This is a genomic window from uncultured Helicobacter sp. (assembly GCF_910577135.1).
Lineage (GTDB): Bacteria > Campylobacterota > Campylobacteria > Campylobacterales > Helicobacteraceae > Helicobacter_C > Helicobacter_C mastomyrinus.
Window position 1 is genome coordinate 40,605 of record NZ_CAJTLL010000014.1, and the last position, 15,851, is coordinate 56,455.

At 40.4% G+C, this 15,851-nt stretch carries 15 protein-coding genes; 3 read left to right on the forward strand and 12 right to left on the reverse strand.

Features of this window, described 5'->3' with window-relative positions:
• Positions 1 to 7: 7 nt before the first annotated feature.
• Together QZ289_RS07930 and secA are read right to left on the reverse strand one after the other, a co-directional pair.
• Entirely contained in the window at positions 8 to 1,291 is a 1,284-nt protein-coding gene (locus QZ289_RS07930) for an ABC transporter permease (protein ID WP_295701353.1), read from the reverse strand.
• Complete coding sequence (gene secA / locus QZ289_RS07935; RefSeq protein WP_295701355.1) at positions 1,291 to 3,840, reverse strand: preprotein translocase subunit SecA; 2,550 nt, start codon at positions 3,838 to 3,840, stop codon at positions 1,291 to 1,293. The genes QZ289_RS07930 and secA overlap by 1 nt, the downstream gene beginning before the upstream one ends.
• 101 nt (positions 3,841 to 3,941) lie before the next feature.
• On the opposite strand from secA, the gene lolA reads away from it, so the two are divergent.
• The 3 genes from lolA (at position 3,942) to QZ289_RS07950 (ending at position 7,700) form a co-directional block, all read left to right on the forward strand.
• Positions 3,942 to 4,481, forward strand: a complete 540-nt coding sequence (lolA, locus tag QZ289_RS07940; protein WP_295701357.1) for a LolA-like outer membrane lipoprotein chaperone — start codon at positions 3,942 to 3,944, stop codon at positions 4,479 to 4,481.
• Positions 4,482 to 4,587: 106 nt separating this feature from the next.
• On the forward strand, positions 4,588 to 6,096 hold the full coding sequence (locus QZ289_RS07945; protein WP_295701359.1) for an anthranilate synthase component I family protein: 1,509 nt from the start codon (positions 4,588 to 4,590) through the stop codon (positions 6,094 to 6,096).
• A complete protein-coding gene (locus tag QZ289_RS07950) occupies positions 6,093 to 7,700 on the forward strand; it encodes a bifunctional anthranilate synthase component II/anthranilate phosphoribosyltransferase (protein WP_295701360.1) in 1,608 nt (535 codons plus the stop codon). The genes QZ289_RS07945 and QZ289_RS07950 overlap by 4 nt, the downstream gene beginning before the upstream one ends.
• Positions 7,701 to 7,869: 169 nt before the next feature.
• Here the strand turns inward: QZ289_RS07950 and QZ289_RS07955 are convergent, their stop codons facing one another.
• From QZ289_RS07955 to panD, 10 genes are all read right to left on the reverse strand, one after another.
• Positions 7,870 to 9,852 carry a DUF4105 domain-containing protein gene (locus tag QZ289_RS07955; RefSeq protein WP_295701362.1) on the reverse strand — a complete coding sequence of 661 codons (1,983 nt, stop codon included), beginning with the start codon at positions 9,850 to 9,852 and terminating at the stop codon, positions 7,870 to 7,872.
• Between the two features lie 75 nt (positions 9,853 to 9,927).
• The gene (locus tag QZ289_RS07960) at positions 9,928 to 10,365 is read right to left on the reverse strand and encodes a DUF3015 family protein (RefSeq protein WP_295701364.1); all 438 of its coding nucleotides are present in this window, start codon (positions 10,363 to 10,365) and stop codon (positions 9,928 to 9,930) included.
• Positions 10,366 to 10,496: 131 nt separating this feature from the next.
• A complete protein-coding gene (locus tag QZ289_RS07965) occupies positions 10,497 to 11,402 on the reverse strand; it encodes a carbon-nitrogen hydrolase (protein ID WP_295701366.1) in 906 nt (301 codons plus the stop codon).
• A gap of 8 nt (positions 11,403 to 11,410) precedes the next feature.
• Positions 11,411 to 11,560: a hypothetical protein gene (locus tag QZ289_RS07970; protein WP_295701368.1), complete on the reverse strand. Its 150-nt coding sequence runs from the start codon at positions 11,558 to 11,560 to the stop codon at positions 11,411 to 11,413.
• A gap of 12 nt (positions 11,561 to 11,572) precedes the next feature.
• Positions 11,573 to 12,157, reverse strand: a complete 585-nt coding sequence (locus QZ289_RS07975) for a ThiF family adenylyltransferase (RefSeq protein ID WP_295701370.1) — start codon at positions 12,155 to 12,157, stop codon at positions 11,573 to 11,575.
• A gap of 67 nt (positions 12,158 to 12,224) precedes the next feature.
• Complete coding sequence (gene surE, locus QZ289_RS07980) at positions 12,225 to 13,022, reverse strand: 5'/3'-nucleotidase SurE (protein WP_295701372.1); 798 nt, start codon at positions 13,020 to 13,022, stop codon at positions 12,225 to 12,227.
• The gene (locus tag QZ289_RS07985) at positions 13,019 to 13,891 is read right to left on the reverse strand and encodes a polyprenyl synthetase family protein (protein ID WP_295701374.1); all 873 of its coding nucleotides are present in this window, start codon (positions 13,889 to 13,891) and stop codon (positions 13,019 to 13,021) included. The genes surE and QZ289_RS07985 overlap by 4 nt, the downstream gene beginning before the upstream one ends.
• 9 nt (positions 13,892 to 13,900) lie before the next feature.
• Positions 13,901 to 14,971 carry a PDZ domain-containing protein gene (locus tag QZ289_RS07990; RefSeq protein ID WP_295701376.1) on the reverse strand — a complete coding sequence of 357 codons (1,071 nt, stop codon included), beginning with the start codon at positions 14,969 to 14,971 and terminating at the stop codon, positions 13,901 to 13,903.
• Positions 14,964 to 15,287, reverse strand: coding sequence for a YbaB/EbfC family nucleoid-associated protein (locus tag QZ289_RS07995; RefSeq protein ID WP_295701377.1), 324 nt, complete (start codon positions 15,285 to 15,287; stop codon positions 14,964 to 14,966). Before QZ289_RS07995 ends, QZ289_RS07990 begins: the two co-directional genes overlap by 8 nt.
• A gap of 2 nt (positions 15,288 to 15,289) precedes the next feature.
• The gene (panD, locus tag QZ289_RS08000; RefSeq protein WP_295701378.1) at positions 15,290 to 15,652 is read right to left on the reverse strand and encodes an aspartate 1-decarboxylase; all 363 of its coding nucleotides are present in this window, start codon (positions 15,650 to 15,652) and stop codon (positions 15,290 to 15,292) included.
• Positions 15,653 to 15,851 lie beyond the last annotated feature (199 nt).

Sequence of the window (15,851 nt, forward strand, 5' to 3'; positions counted from 1 at the left end):
GTTTTTACTATTCGTTGCGTAAAACTTGCAAAGTATCTACTAATGATGCTCTCCTTGCAGGATAATACGATGAAAGGCATACGATGATTACCGCACCTATGATAGTGAGGCAAAAATCAAGTAAGGATAAGTCAAGGGGTAGCTTTGAGCTACCATATACATCAGCAGGAAGCGAGATGATAGGAAAGGTATCAAGCACATACATGGCAATGCCTGTAAGAATAATGCCAAAAGCAATACCCCCTAGCCCGATTACATTACCTACCCAAAAAAATATTTTTTTGATTTCTGCTTTACTTGCTCCAAGTGAGAGGAGCAGAGCGATTTCTTTACGGCGATTCATTACCACCATAAGCAAGGAGCTAATGATATTAAGACTTGCCATAACGATAATAAGCATAAGCACAATAAAGAGAGCGCGTTTTTCAAGCTCTAGGGCTGAAAAGAAATTGCCATTTTGTTGCCACCAGCCCTCAATCCCCGCACGAGCAGGAAATTCCGTGATTAAAAAATCATTAATAAGCTTAATATCCTGCATAGGATTTTGTGTATAGACGTGTATACCATCATATACGCCCTGCGGCACACGGCGGATTTTCTGCAATGCTTCTAAATTCGTATAGGTATAAGCCTCATCATACGCTCTCAAGCCAGATTCAAAGAATCCTGCGATAGTGAAACGTTTATTAATAGGCGTGTAGCTAAAGCCTGAAGGCTCAAGCTGTGTGAAAAATAAATCGAGCTTATCATCCACTTCTAAGCCAAAATGTTCTTCAAAGCCCTTGCCTACGAGGATAGAAAATGTCTTTTCTTTAAAGGCGGTGATATGTTGCTCTCTTTGTTTGATTAACTCTTCACTTGAGAGGGTATCACTCGGGTGATTACTCTGTGATTCAAAGGCTTTGCGCACCACCTCATTGATTTGAGATTCTGCATACATATCCACGCCAAAAACCATTGCCGCATTCATTGTGTTACCCACCTTCCCTACGGCTTGATAGCGCAAATATGGGCTGAAAAGAAATTGCGGGAAGTGATTTTGCAAGGCGTGTAGTATCTCATCATCAAGCCCCGTATACGTCGTAGAGTATATACTTAGAGGATAATTCATCACAAAAAGTTTGCGCTCAAACTCCTTTGACATGCCATTCATAATTGCCATTGCTATACATAGCACCATCACGCCTACACCCACGCCAAAAAATGCAAGCAAAGCAGTGATAGAGATAAAGGGCTGTGTCTTATCAAATCGCAAATAGCGGGGCAAAAGATAGAGAGTAAGCGTTTTCATTAAGCTAATAATCCCTTTTTAGGTCCGCTTTTGCCGTGGCAGAGCTTATATTTCTTACCACTTCCGCAAGGACAAAGCTCATTGCGCGAGATTTTTACTTTTGAGGTGGTAGAGGCATTTGAATTAAAATCTTGCAAATCCTCCTCTAGCTCCTCTTGCATATTTTTTAGCATTTTATCTGCCGCGCTTTCCTCCTGCTCTCTTAGTTGGATAATGTGCAGCATTTTAGTCGTTTCAATTTTAAGATTCTCTACAAACTCTAAAAACAGATTGTAGCTTTCTTTTTTGTATTCAATCAATGGGTCTTTTTGATTATATCCGCGCAAACCTATGCCTGTTTTGAGATTATCCATTGTATAGAGATGTTCTCTCCACGAGCTATCAAGCACCTGCAAATAGATAATGCGCTCAATCTGAGCCCTATGTGTGCTATCGAGCTTTGACATTTTACCTTCATAGCTTTCACTCATTTGCGTGATAAGCTTTTGGAGTAATTCATCATATTCTAAGTCCTCACAATCTCCCAAATCAAGCCCTAAGTCCTCACTCACTTGAGCCTTAAGCGATGAGATATTGAAATTACTGCTATCATCACCGGGCAGAATCTGTGCCTTATAAAGCAGGGATTGCGCAGTGATGTCGCGATTGGTAATGATACGCTCATTCAAAGAATAGTTTTCGTCAAGCAATTCATTCCGGAGCTTATACACTGCCTTGCGCTGCTCATTAGCGACATCATCATATTCAAGCAGATGTTTGCGTGATTCAAAATGGAGATTTTCTACCTTTTTTTGTGCGCTCTCAACAGAGCGAGTAACAAGGCTAGATTCTATATGTTCACCATCTTTCAGTCCAAGCCGCTCCATAATGCCCTTAATCTTATCGCTTCCAAAGATTCTAAGCAAAGAATCTTCAAGACTTAGGTAAAATTGACTAACTCCTGGGTCGCCTTGTCTCCCGGCTCTCCCGCGTAATTGATTGTCGATACGTCTGCTCTCGTGCCTTTCTGTGCCGATGATGTATAATCCCCCCAATTCGCGTATTTCATCATTGATTTTAATATCCACGCCACGTCCAGCCATATTCGTAGCAATCGTAACCGCCCCTTTCATCCCTGCATCTTTAATGATTTCTGCTTCTTTGCTATGCTGCTTGGCATTTAGGACGGTATGGGGGATTCTCTGTTTTTTAAGGAGTTCGTGAAGCACCTCACTTTTTTCAATACTTGCTGTCCCTACAAGCACAGGCTGTCCCTTTTTGTGAAGCTCAGTAATCTTAGTAATTAGGGCATTAAACTTCTCTCTCTCACTTTTATAGATAAGGTCATTTAAATCTTTGCGTTGCACGGGAATATTGGTAGGGATACTCACCACCTCAAGATTATAGATTTGTAGAAATTCACTCGCCTCTGTTTGCGCTGTGCCTGTCATACCCGATAATTTTTCATAAAGGCGGAAGTAGTTTTGAAATGTAATATCAGCTAAAGTTTGGCTCTCCTCTTTAATATCTACCTTTTCTTTTGCCTCAATGGCTTGGTGTAGCCCCTCGCTAAAGCGTCTGCCTTCACTCAAACGCCCGGTAAATTCATCAACGATAACCACCTCATTATCCTGCACGACATAATCTTTGTCTTTGATAAAGAGATAATTTGCCTTTAGGGCTTGGTCTAAATGATGAGAGAGCGTGGCATTTTCGATACTATAGAGATTATCAACTTTGAAAAGCGATTCAGCTTTTTTGATACCCTCCTCATTAAGCAAAATGACACGATTTTTTTCATCAATGTTAAAATCCACTTCATTTTGAAGCTTTTGAGCTACACTATTAGCAAGTTGATAATGCTCTAGAGTGCGATTTACAGGTCCAGAGATAATAAGCGGTGTGCGTGCCTCATCAATAAGGATAGAATCCACTTCATCAATGATGACAAAATAATGCTCTCTTTGCACTTTTTGTGTAAGGTCATATTTCATATTATCCCGCAAATAGTCAAAGCCAAATTCATTATTTGTGCCATACACGACATCACAGGCATAGGCTTGCAAACGTTGGTTATCATCGTGGATATCGCTAGTGATAATGCCAACAGAAAATCCTAGAAAGTTATAAAGGGGCTCTAGCTCCTTTGCATCGCGTTGAGCGAGATAGTCATTAACGGTAACGACATGCACACCCCTGCCACAAAGGGCATTGAGACAGACTGCGAGTGTGGCTACAAGCGTTTTTCCTTCACCCGTTTTCATTTCTGCAATGTGTCCGTTATTTAGCACCATACCACCGATAAGCTGCACATCAAAATGACGCATACCTAATGTCCGCTTACTTGCCTCACGTGTGATGGCAAAGCTTTTGTGAAGCACTCCTTGCAAAGAATCCTCACCATTTTGCACCCGCTCTTTTAATTCGCTAAACGCATTTTGGAGTGCCTCATCGCTTAAGCTTTCATAAGTGGATTCTAAGGCATTAATTTTTTGGACTTCTTTGCGATATTGTTTAATAAGTTTATTGTTACGAGAACCTAAAAAAGTTGATACAAGTGTTTTTAGCATAAATGAAGCCTTTTTGGTAAGAAATTGGGCGTAATTCTAACATACTTTAATATACTTTGGTAGAATCTCACATTTTAATTTAAGGGTGAAGGATTGTGTAAATGCGTGTATTAATCATAAGTGTGATAATGCTACTAGGCTACTGCGGGACGCTCTTTGCGTGGGGAGAGAATCTCAAAAGCATAGAGGCAGATTTTGAGCAATATATTGAAAATGATGATGGCACGAGCGTGTATTATAAAGGCAAGATTCTAGGCAAATCTCCTAATAAAGTAAAATGGGATTATCAAATGCCCTTTAAAAAAGAAATTTATATGAATGATAATAAGGTGATTATTTATGAGCCGAGTTTGGAGCAGGTAAGCCACTCGACTTTAAGGACAAATAGTGATTTTATATCGATTATCAAATCGGCTAAAAAGCAAGATGATGGGAGCTATCACACGCAGGTTGATGGCGTGGAGTATGTGCTGTTTGTGGATAAAAATGACAAGCCAGAACGTATTAACTTTGTAGATTCTATGGGGGCAAAAAGCACATTGAAATTAAGCAACGTGAAGCTTAATACTATAATAAATGATAAGGTATTTGATTTTGTTACGCCAGAGGGTGTGGAGGTTGTTGAGCTTAAAATGCGTTAGCGATATAAATCTCTATAAAGGGGGTATATCCTCAAACACTTCGCGCAAATATGGCGGCTTAATAAGCCACCACAACAAAGGTATAATAAAAATATAAGGAGTGAAGATGTTTGATTTTAAAAATGCCAATAAGGCGGTGATAGCACATAAAGAAATGTTGTGCGACAATCTCACGCCTTTAGCGGTGCTAGGGGCGTTAAATGCAAAAATGCTTTTAGAATCTGCCTATAATGAAACAGGCAAGGATAGATATTCCATTATGATTTTATGTGAGGCTTTTTGCGTTTATAAGGAAAATGGAGCATACATACTTGTATGCAACAATCAAAAAATGCTCTTAAGCGAGGCTCTAGCAGGATATGAGGTGAAAATCCCCGATAAAAGCGCAGATAATCCCTTTAAGCAAGATGGTTTTTTGGAATCTCTTGCTCTTGTGCGCACTCTAGCTCCCAATCCACAAGGGATAACCCCGCACGATTTGCCCTTGCCACTTGGTGGAGCAGGGTATATAGGATATGAGTTTTTTGCTGAAATCGAGGAAGTCAGCTTTCACAATCCCCCGCTTTATGAAGCACCTGAATGTGCCTTTATATTTGGGCGGGATTTTTTGATTTTTGATCATCTTTTTGATAGGCTACATATTGTGAGTGTGGGCTATGCTAATGAGTGCGAAAAGATAGAGCCTATGCAGAGGGTAGAAAAGATTATTACTACTTTGCGATCTCTATCACCATCTCCAACATCATTTGATAGTAGCGCATTTTCAGGGGATTACACGATACAAAATGCTACTACACGAAGCGAGTATGAAGCAATGGTTGTAGCGATTAAAGAGGCGATTTATCGAGGCGATTTGCTCCAATGTGTGCCAAGCCAATATATGAATGTCGCCTCTGCTTTGCCTCCATTAGAGGCGTATCGCCACCTCCGCCATCTCAATCCTAGCCCATATATGTTTTATTATCAATTTGAAAATTTTGTCGTTTTGGGGGCTAGTCCGGAAATTATGATACGGCTTAAAACTCAAGAGGGACGCGCACTTTTTGCTATCCGCCCTATTGCTGGCACTCGTCCTAGAGGAGAGAGCGTAGCGCGGGATTTAGAGCTTGAAAAAGAGCTTTTAAATGATGAAAAAGAGAATGCAGAGCATTTAATGCTACTTGATTTAGCGCGGAATGACGCTGGAAAAGTCAGCATAGGAGGGGGCGTGGAGGTAATGGCAAGAAATAAGATTGAACGATACTCTCACGTAATGCATATTGTTTCAGCAGTGCAGGGAGAGCTAGATACAGAGCGATTTAGCAAACGCGATGCGCTCAAGGCGGCATTTCCTGCAGGGACACTATCAGGAGCACCTAAGATTCAAGCCATTAAAACTATCGAATCTTTAGAAAGCCATTCGCGTGGCATATATGGTGGTGCGATAGGGTATTTTACTTATGATGAGGATATGGATTTTGCCATTGCTATTCGCACAGCAGTGTATCAAAATGGCATATATTATTTGCGCTCTGGCGCGGGCATTGTGCAAGATTCTATCCCTAGCACGGAGTATATGGAGACACAAAGCAAAGTCCGCTCACAAATCAGTATGCTTACAAAGGATAACAAATGATTTTGCTTATAGATAATTATGATTCTTTTACCTACAATATTTATCAGGCATTTTATCGCTTTGGATTTCCTATTAATGTCGTAAGGAGTGATAAGATTAGCATTGAAGAGATACGTGCCCTTTCTCCGCAATACATCATCATTGGTCCTGGTCCCAAAACGCCACAAGAAGCGGGGATTTCTATCCAAATCGTGCAGGAATTGCAAGGTGTGTATCCTATTTTGGGAATCTGTTTGGGGCATCAGGCGATTATGGCGGCTTTTGGTATGGATATTGTTAATGCAAAGCATATCGTGCACGGTAAGGTCGAACCTTTACATCATAATCAAAAAGGGCTTTTCCGTCATATTAAGCCACTCACACCTATTGTGCGCTACCATTCTTTGGTAGGAGAGGTTCATCAGCTACCTGAATGCTTTGAAGTAAGCGCGTGGAGTGAAGATGGCGAGATTATGGCGATTGAGCATAAGAGCTATCAGCTTATGGGAGTGCAGTTTCACCCTGAATCGATTGGCACAATAGAGGGCGAGAAAATGCTTTTAAACTTTTTGCATTACACACGTGAGATTATCCCTATAAAGCAATATCTTAAAAGCACTATGCAGGGAGAGAATCTTAACTTTAAACAAGCCTGTGATGTGATGGATGAGATTACAGAGGGTAATATGAGCGATGCACAGATAGGGAGCATTCTCACAAGTCTTGAGATTAAGGGTGTGAATGCGGAGGAATTGGCCGGGTTTGCAAGTGTGCTCAAAAAAAAGGCGATAGCCTTTCCTCTCCCGCTAAGCGATGAAGTGCGGCTAGATATGGTAGGCACGGGCAGCAGTCCTAATAAAACCTTTAATGTCTCTACCACAAGCGCATTACTTTTAGCCACAGCGGGAGTAAAAGTTATTAAACACGGCAATAGAGCTGTTACATCAAAGTCCGGTTCGGCGGATTTACTTCAGGCATTGGGCGTGAATGTCGATATGGACGCGCAAACTTGCAAATATGTGTATGATAATATAGGCATTACTTTTTTATTTGCGCAGAAGTTTCACGCTGCTATGCGATTTGCTGCTCCGGCTAGAGCGTCTCTAGGCTTTAGAACGATATTTAATCTTATTGGTCCTCTTTCAAATCCGGCGAGTGTTACCCATCAATTTATTGGCGTTTTTGACAAATCTTACACGGAGATTATGGCACAAGCGCTTGATATTTTGGGGATTCAAAGGGCGATGGTGGTAAGTGGATTTGATTGCTATGATGAGATTTCACTCTGTGCGCCTACGCAGATTACCGAGCTTGATAGGGGTAATATACACACATATGTGTTTAATCCTAATGAGGTGGGGCTAGATTTTGCTTCTTTTGCGGAGCTAAAGGGTGGAGATGTAGCAGAGAATAAGTGTATCAGCCTTGATATTTTTAATGCCACCGCGCCTAATTCTCCTAAGACACAGCTTGTCGCACTCAATACTGGCGCAGCACTCTATCTTGCTGGGAAGGCAAAGGATATAAAAGAGGGATATTTCTTAGCACAAGAGATTATCGCATCTAAGCGAGTTTTTGAGGTGCTAGAGAAATTTGTGAGATTAAGCCATAAGAGAGATAAATAAGCTATTCTTAATTTCTAACAAATTAATTTTGAATTGTATCAGTAAGTTATAATAGAAACTTTACGCTTTAAGAACATACTTACAACCAATAGGCGCACACGAGAGGCTTTATTTTAAGTGCGTGAAACCATTACGGAGTTTTAGCTTAATAGCAAAGGTAGAGTAAATCCTAAAAATACAGCCTTACGCCTAGCATTGATGTAGGCTGTGTCAAGTTCTGTGTGTCATTTTTTAGCATTTGCATACGTGCGATAAGCGCGAGATTGTGCTTGAGATTTATACTAAAAGTGGTATCGAACAGGTGGCTAAAATGCGTGGGGCTGTATGTTTTAAGCTTGTATTCTAATGTGGCTTTGAGGCGGTTATTATCCTGCAGGACAATGCCTAGCACGGCATTAAGCGCGAAATCTGCCCTGCGGAAGCTATCGATAAAGAAGGTCGGCTCAAGGAAATAGTATGTATAAGCGACATCACCTATTTGATGGCTCAAGCCCCCACCAAATGCGGCAAAATAGTGCAAATGCTCATCATAAAAGCTACGATTAAAGCCTGTTTCAAGCCGATAAGAAAAGGGTTTAAAGAATTTACCTCTAGGCGCGATAGAGGCGACAGAGAGGATATTAAGTTCATAGAGACTAAAGGCAACTTTAGGCGTTTTGCTCGTATCATAATAGCCTAGAATCCGCATAAACTCGATTTGTGCGCCTTTGAGATAGCCTTTGTCATTATCGGTAATATCGTGGTAGGCGATTCTAAAATCAATGGCAGGGTGAATGCCTTGTGTGTTTGCAAGGATTAGTGGCGTAATGCGTAAGCCTTGATTTGCCTCTAGTGGATTGGCATGGATATTAAGCGCAGGGGGTGTATTTGCACCAAGTTTTGAGCGTGTGGAGGCAAGGTCGTAGGCGATTTGTGTGTAATCTTCGTGTTTTAGTTTGCCATTGAGGTAGTAATACTCGCTTAGTTCAAGGGCAGATTCTAGTGTGTATTGCTTATCTTGAAGGGAGAGTTTGCTATCATCAAGCACACTTTGGGGGGTGGCTTTCCCACGTGAAAGCGATTTGGCAAGTGAGATAGAATGAGAATCCATCACTTTTTCATAAGAGAGGAGTTTGCTACGTTTGCTAGGGCGATAGGCTATATCGTTAATAAGCCCTGCTTTTTGAAAAGCAAAAAGTGTCTCTGGAGGATTGACTTGATAGATAAATTCTTTGCGTAGATTGAGGCTTTTTCGCGCAACTTCAAGTAGCCACAAGATATTATAAGAACAGTTACGATGAAAGAAGTAATAGTAACTAAAGGCATCGCTTAACTCCCAAATGTGATTGTATAATCGCTTTATTTCTTCAGGTGTAAAATTTAGCTCATATTCCCACATATCACGGGTTTCTACATTGGAATATTCTTCGATTTTATCATAATAGGGCAGGATAGAGTAGCTCCCCGTGTAGAATCCAAAAAGTCCTTTAAAGGCGAAACTAATGGCATCAACTTGGTTAGGGTCGGCATCGGCTTGGTAATTGATAGCAAAGGCAAGCAGACGGGATTCAAACACAGAATCAAGTAGTAAGAATGTATGTCCAAACATCGAGGCGGGAGAGTTGATATGTGCTGTGGGAAAGACGATACTTGCCTTTGTGGGGGCAATATAGTCATACATTGCCTTAAATTCCGCACATTCAAGTTGAGGGAGATTTTTAAAATCTAAATGCGATGAAAGGAATGCAAGACGGGCAGGAAAGCGACAAATAGCGTGATAGTCTGCTGCTTCAATAGAACGTGTAGGGAGATTGATATTATTTTCTTTAAATTCTACAATCTGCTTCATACGTCGCTCTTTGATAGCTTCAGGCACAGCCACTTGCGAGAGAGCTTGATAGAAAGCGATAATAGTCGCTTCTAGTTCATCTTGTGCGAGATTGCGCGAGGATTTGAAATTAGGTGTGAGAAAAAAGTAGGGTGAGATAATCTCACTTTTGTGCTTATTGATATGCAAAAGCGTTTTCCATTCCTTAGAATCGGCAAGCTTTAGAGCTTTAGCTTGAGCGATAAGTTCATTAATATGTGCGCTGTGGGAATCTTGTGCATAGAGATAAGCACAAAGTATAAAAAACATCATAATGGGGCGGAAAATATATGTGTGAAAATCCAAAATACAACCTTAAAATCAAAGCAGTTTAAGCAGAAAGAGGCGCATATATGAAAGATTCATATATGCAAAAAAAGATTAGAGATTTGCTGCTCCATCAAGCACATCGGCACTTTGCGCATCTTTGCTTGTGTAGAGTTTATGATAATTTTCTTGAAGTGCTACTTTGAAAGCTTCTTTGTCGCTTACATTGAGGAGCTCTACAAGTGTGTCAAGGTGTTCGCCTCGCCCTTGTGCGATTTCTTGAGAAAGTGCGTCCATATTCGCAGCTACAAATTCTTCTGTGCGGCTATCCATAGCGACTTTTCCACTTTTACAGCCAGAAGTTCCAGAAGTGATACCAAAAGTTTGATTAAAAAATGTAGCGTTAGTAGTTGCTTGTAGGACGTTCCATAAAATCCCTTTTTTATCAATAATGAGCGAACCAAGTCCGCAACCTGTATTTGTATTTGCTGCAGCTAATGCACCGCTTACTAAACCTGTGCTAAGTACTAAACTAACAAGAATTTTTTTCATCGTTTGTCCTTTGAAAAGATATTTGTTCCTTTGTGAAACGCGCTATTGTATCTTAAAAAACGTTAAATACTTTTTAAATTTATTGCTGATTTGTATGGCTTGTGGGATTTATTGTAAGTTTTTATTTTTCTCTAGAATGTATCACAAAAACGTTTGAGTAGTTCGCTATAAGATTCTATTCGCCTATCGCGTAGGAATGGCCACATACGGCGCACTTCCTCACTTTTAGTTAAATTAATATCCGCATATATAATCTCTTCTTTATCCTCACTTGCCTGTGCGATAAGCTCTCCTTGCGCGCCAAAGATAAAGCTACTGCCCCAAAAGCGTATGCCATTACCCACACCGCTTTTATCTTTCTCAAATCCCACGCGGTTAATCGCCAATGTCGGCAGTCCATTAGCCACGCTATGCCCTCTCTGCACAGCTATCCACGCGTCTTTTTGCCGCTTTTTCTCCTCTTTATTATCCTCATCAAACCAGCCAATAGCGGTAGGATAGATAAGTATTTGTGCGCCTTTAAGCGCCATAATACGTGCGGCTTCGGGATACCATTGGTCCCAGCAGATAAGCACACCAAGTGTCCCTAAGCTCGTGTGTATAGGCTCAAAACCTATATCGCCGGGCGTGAAGTAAAATTTCTCATAGAATTGTGGATCATCGGGAATATGCATTTTGCGGTATTTTCCTGCGATTTTACCATTGTTCTCAAAAACTATAGCGGTATTGTGGTATAGCCCTGCTGTGCGTCTCTCAAAGAGGGAGGTGATTAAAACAATATGATGTTGTTTTGCTAAGGCACTGAAATGAGCAATGTCTTTGTCAAAATCCGCTGCATAGTCAAAAAACGCAGGATTCTCACTTTGGCAAAAGTATTCTCGTGTGTGAAGCTCTTGCAAAGCGACAAGCTGTGCACCATTATGGGCTGCCTCTGCAATCATTGCGCTTGTAGCTTGTATCATTGAATCTCTATCGCCTGTGTAGGATTGCTGCAAAAGCGCTAGTTTAATGCTTTGTGCGGTATCTTTAGCTTTCATAGGAACTGCTATTCCTCATCGTATTCACTATCAGGATTCTCATAGTCATCATCGTCATAGCCGCTATACAGGCTATCCTCGTCCTCATCATCATAGTATTCAAACTCATCATCTTGGTTGTATTCTTCATCTTTATAATCATCATATTCATCTCGCATAACTTTTCTCCTTTAATATATTTTATATTTTGTATGATTTGATACTAATGCTATAGTCCAAAACTCATTGTTACAGCATATGCAGCTCCATAACGCTTTGCATTTTGGCACTTCAGGGCTGAATGCTGCCTTAAACGACCTGCGGATACCCGCTTTTTTAAGATATTCGAGTAGTTTTCGAGCAAATTTATCGCCGTGTGTTTTCCAAATATTATCTAGGCGGATATGCAGAGGATTAAGCTTTTTCGCGCTGCCTGTGGAGACGATAAATTTCTCTAAAAGTTTGTGTAAGGTGGTTCTAGTAATATCGACTTTTCCATAAATATCATCAATGGCATCGACAATATAACCAAATGCTATTATATTAAATCGCTTTAAAAATACACTATCTATTTGCTCTTGCATAGGGGTAATGCTTGGATACATTTGGGCTAAAACGGCGACTTTTGGCTCATTGAGCCGCTTTGTACAGATTTGGCGATTTTGATTTGTTGTATCAAAGCAATTTTTATCTATGATGGTAATATGCTTCAAACTACTACGATAGAGGCAATCCAATGTGAATCCTCCTACATCATCTACATTAAAAATCAACACTTTTTACTCCGTATGCGTTCAAAATCATTGTCAAAAGCATACGTGAGCGTGTATATCTATCAATAATTCAGTCATTGTTAATCCATTTTGAGAGTATTTGAGTATCCTCATAGCTTGTCATATCGAGCTTGATAGGGCTAATAGATACATAATTTTCATACACTGCTTTAAAATCCGAGCCATTAGGATAATCCGTATCTTTGCGCTCCTCCCATTGCAAAGGGTGTAAGCCTAGCCAATAATATTCCTGTCCGCGTGGATTGCGGTGGAGATGAGCCTCATCGGCGTAGATTCTATAACCCATTTGAGTGATTTTGTAACCCTTGCATTCTGCGTGTTGAATATAGGGGATATTGACATTAAGAAACTTTCGCTCTTGCAGCGGGAAACCTTTGTCAAAAATCATTTTTACTATATCCACGATAGATTTTTTTGCAAGGGAGAAATCAAAGTGTTTAGAGCGGTTCATATCGGGCATAACTTGCGATATGGCAATAGCAGGCACACCTTGAATACAAGCCTCCATCGCCCCTGCAATCGTGCCTGAATAGGTAATGTCCTCTCCCATATTCGAGCCAAGGTTAATGCCAGAAATCACTAAATCAGGTTTACAATCCTCTTTGTAGAGGGTATTAAGGGCGAGATACACGCAATCGCTAGGTGTACCATCTTCAAGTTTGTAAAAATCATCATCAAGACGGACAAAGCTAAGCGGACGCGTGAGTGTAAGCCCGTGCCCACAGGCTGATTTTTCGCTCGCAGGGGCGACTACCATAATATGAGCGAGGTTTCTTAATGCGTCTTTGAGTGCGAGTAAGCCACTTGAATTAAACCCATCATCATTGGTTAGTAGGATTTTTTTCATTCAATCTCCTTAAAATAATTTTGCAAAAGTGTGTTGAGTTCGTATTCAATAGCATTTCCAAAGTCTTTGAGTTTGTGTTGAATCTGCGTTTTTTGACGATGAAACTCTGCCTTTGCCTCATCTAAGCCAAGTAGATTCACATAGCTGTTTTTATGTGCGTCATTTTGCGTTGTTTTCCCTGCTTGTTCCGCATTAAGGCAGGTATCGATAATATCATCACGTAGCTGAAAATACACTCCAAGTTCTAAGCCAAAATCATAGAGTGATGAAGTAAGCTCCAATGAGGCATTAGCGATAATCGCCCCGCATTGTAATGAAGTGGCGATAAGTTTAGCGGTTTTGTTTAAATGGATAGTTTTAAGCTGCCCTAGAGAAAGTGTTGTGTTTTCAAAGGCGCAATCAAGCACTTGTCCTAGCACCATACCGCCAATACCGGCATTTGCTGCAAGAGATTCAATGAGTTTTAAGCATATTTGGGAATCTAGTCGCGCTTGAGAGAGTAGCCAAAAGGCATAAGTATTGAGCCCATCTCCTACAAGCAGGGCGAGAGTTTCTCCATATTTAGTATGTAAAGTCGCGTGTCCCCGCCGTAATGCAGCATTATCTATACAAGGCAAATCATCGTGGATAAGGGAATAAGTATGAATGCACTCAATGCTTAAGGCTGGTAAAAAGGCATTTTTGATCATTTGCGGAGAGAGGGCATTAACGATACAAAAAAGCAGCGCAGGGCGGAAACGTTTACCACCATTTTTCATCATCTCCCATATAGCGGATTCATAATGTGTGTGAAAGCTTGGAATCTTAGGCGCTTGCTCGATAAGAAAGGATTCAAAATCGTTTAGAATCTCTGTGATATTTTGTCGCATTGTATCTCCCTACATTTTAAGAAAAATCTCAAGGTCATTACGGACGATGAGAAGCTGTATTTTATCGTCAAATCGCGTATCAAATCGTGTTTGCGAAAGGAGAAACTTTAGCCTCTCAAAACGTTTGTGAGCATTGTCTGTGCTTGCTGTAATAATAGGCTCTTTATTAATCCACAAAATTCTATCCCCTGCACGTAGCTGTGAGAATCGCCCTGCAAGAGATGGGTTGATAGAAATAATAGTCATATATTCATCAAGTTGTATGCCAAAACGTTCTAAGAATGTTTCCCTCAGCAAAAAGCCTCCATAGCGTTGATCGACTTTAACATTAATAGTCATATTTTTGCCATTGCGTTTGATGAGAATTTTTGCTAGAGAATCTTTTTTAAGATTGCTGATTAGCCATTCTGCTTCATCACTTGAGCTGACTTTTGTGCCATTGATAGAGAGAATCTCATCATTTAATCTAAAAGTAGAATCAATAAAGGGGTCAATCATATCTACAATGGCTTTAGGGGAATTAAAACGAACGCCCAAATCACCATAATATGGGGATTTTTGAGAGAGAAATCTATCAATATATTTTTTTTCAATAAATTGATTATTGCCTACACTTATGCCATAGATTTGATAGCAAATATTGCCCAACACACTATTGGCTGACGCGTGGGCGGAAAATCGCGCATAGTTAAGGAAGTTTGTCTGCCTTTTGGTAATATGCCCGGTATGTACTTTCGCATTAGCGCTGATAAAAGCAAGATTCTTATCTTTTAGTGTGCGAGCATCAAGGGGGAGCAATTCATAGCTTTGCTTAGTTTTTGAAGCAGAAATGAGATATAGCCCGATGAAAGGGTCAGCTTTGAGAAGCTTTACATTACGAGGTGGAGTAGGGGAGTAGAGGAGATGGTGCTGCCCTGTGCCATTTTTAAGGCTTATGGCGTATGTTGAACCCACAGGGGTGCTTGCTGCGTTGAAATACTTTATACAATGCGAGTAGTCATAAGCCCACACAGATGTAGCACATAAAAGTGCGATAAAGATTCTCAAAAATAAATGCCTTGAAAAGAGTGATTTAGCCATTTGGTTTGCCACCAAAGATATTAAATCCTCCAAGTCCGCTAAGGAGATTCATAGCAGTTGATTGGCGATTATCCTCTACACTTTTGCGGAGGTCATTAAAGGCGCTGATGAGCAAAATTTGCAAAGATTCTTTATCTTCCAATAAGCTATCATCAATGCTCATATCTATCACTTCACCGCTTCCATTGCAGCTGATACTCACAAGCCCACCGCCACTTTTAGCCGTGAGGATTGTCTGCTTATTTTGCTCTTCTAGTTCTTTTATTGAATCTTGCATTGAGCCGAGCATCGCTCCAAATTGATTTGGGTCAAACATCACTACACCTCATTTATAATAGATAGAATATGATTGTTTTCATTGACTTGCACGATTGTAGGCTTGTAGTATTTTAGCTCCTCTTGTGTATAGGTCGCATAAGCAACGATGATGATAGTATCCCCCACTTGTGCTTTTCGTGCAGCTGCGCCATTGAGGCAGATTTCTCCTTGTTTATCGCCATAAATCACATAGGTGCTAAATCGCTCTCCGTTGTTAATGTTAAGAATCTCCACTTTCATACCGGCTAAGAGATTAGCGCTTGTAGCTAGATGTTTATCGATAGTGATTGAGCCAATGTAATTGAGATTTGCATCACTTACGTGGGCACGATGAATCTTTGAATAAAGCATTTCAAATTGCATAAGATTGCCTTGTGTTGTCAAATGGATTAAAAGCACGATTTTAGCATAAAAAGTAAGCGAATGCTATTTTGTCAAGAAAATATTTTATTTTTGGTAAGATTTTGAGAGAATATTAAAAGCATTAAGCCCACTTTAAGCTTTATATCTGTAATATTGCGTTCCCATTTGATTGAGCTTCTAGTCTCTTCTTGTAGGTTTT

Coding starts and splice junctions, on each gene's coding strand:
- QZ289_RS07930 (WP_295701353.1), bottom strand. CDS start 1,291: ATGAAAACGCTTACTCTCTATCTTTTGCCCCGCTATTTGCGATTTGAT.
- secA (WP_295701355.1), bottom strand. CDS start 3,840: ATGCTAAAAACACTTGTATCAACTTTTTTAGGTTCTCGTAACAATAAA.
- lolA (WP_295701357.1), top strand. CDS start 3,942: ATGCGTGTATTAATCATAAGTGTGATAATGCTACTAGGCTACTGCGGG.
- QZ289_RS07945 (WP_295701359.1), top strand. CDS start 4,588: ATGTTTGATTTTAAAAATGCCAATAAGGCGGTGATAGCACATAAAGAA.
- QZ289_RS07950 (WP_295701360.1), top strand. CDS start 6,093: ATGATTTTGCTTATAGATAATTATGATTCTTTTACCTACAATATTTAT.
- QZ289_RS07960 (WP_295701364.1), bottom strand. CDS start 10,365: ATGAAAAAAATTCTTGTTAGTTTAGTACTTAGCACAGGTTTAGTAAGC.
- QZ289_RS07965 (WP_295701366.1), bottom strand. CDS start 11,402: ATGAAAGCTAAAGATACCGCACAAAGCATTAAACTAGCGCTTTTGCAG.
- QZ289_RS07970 (WP_295701368.1), bottom strand. CDS start 11,560: ATGCGAGATGAATATGATGATTATAAAGATGAAGAATACAACCAAGAT.
- surE (WP_295701372.1), bottom strand. CDS start 13,022: ATGAAAAAAATCCTACTAACCAATGATGATGGGTTTAATTCAAGTGGC.
- QZ289_RS07985 (WP_295701374.1), bottom strand. CDS start 13,891: ATGCGACAAAATATCACAGAGATTCTAAACGATTTTGAATCCTTTCTT.
- QZ289_RS07990 (WP_295701376.1), bottom strand. CDS start 14,971: ATGGCTAAATCACTCTTTTCAAGGCATTTATTTTTGAGAATCTTTATC.
- QZ289_RS07995 (WP_295701377.1), bottom strand. CDS start 15,287: ATGTTTGACCCAAATCAATTTGGAGCGATGCTCGGCTCAATGCAAGAT.
- panD (WP_295701378.1), bottom strand. CDS start 15,652: ATGCAATTTGAAATGCTTTATTCAAAGATTCATCGTGCCCACGTAAGT.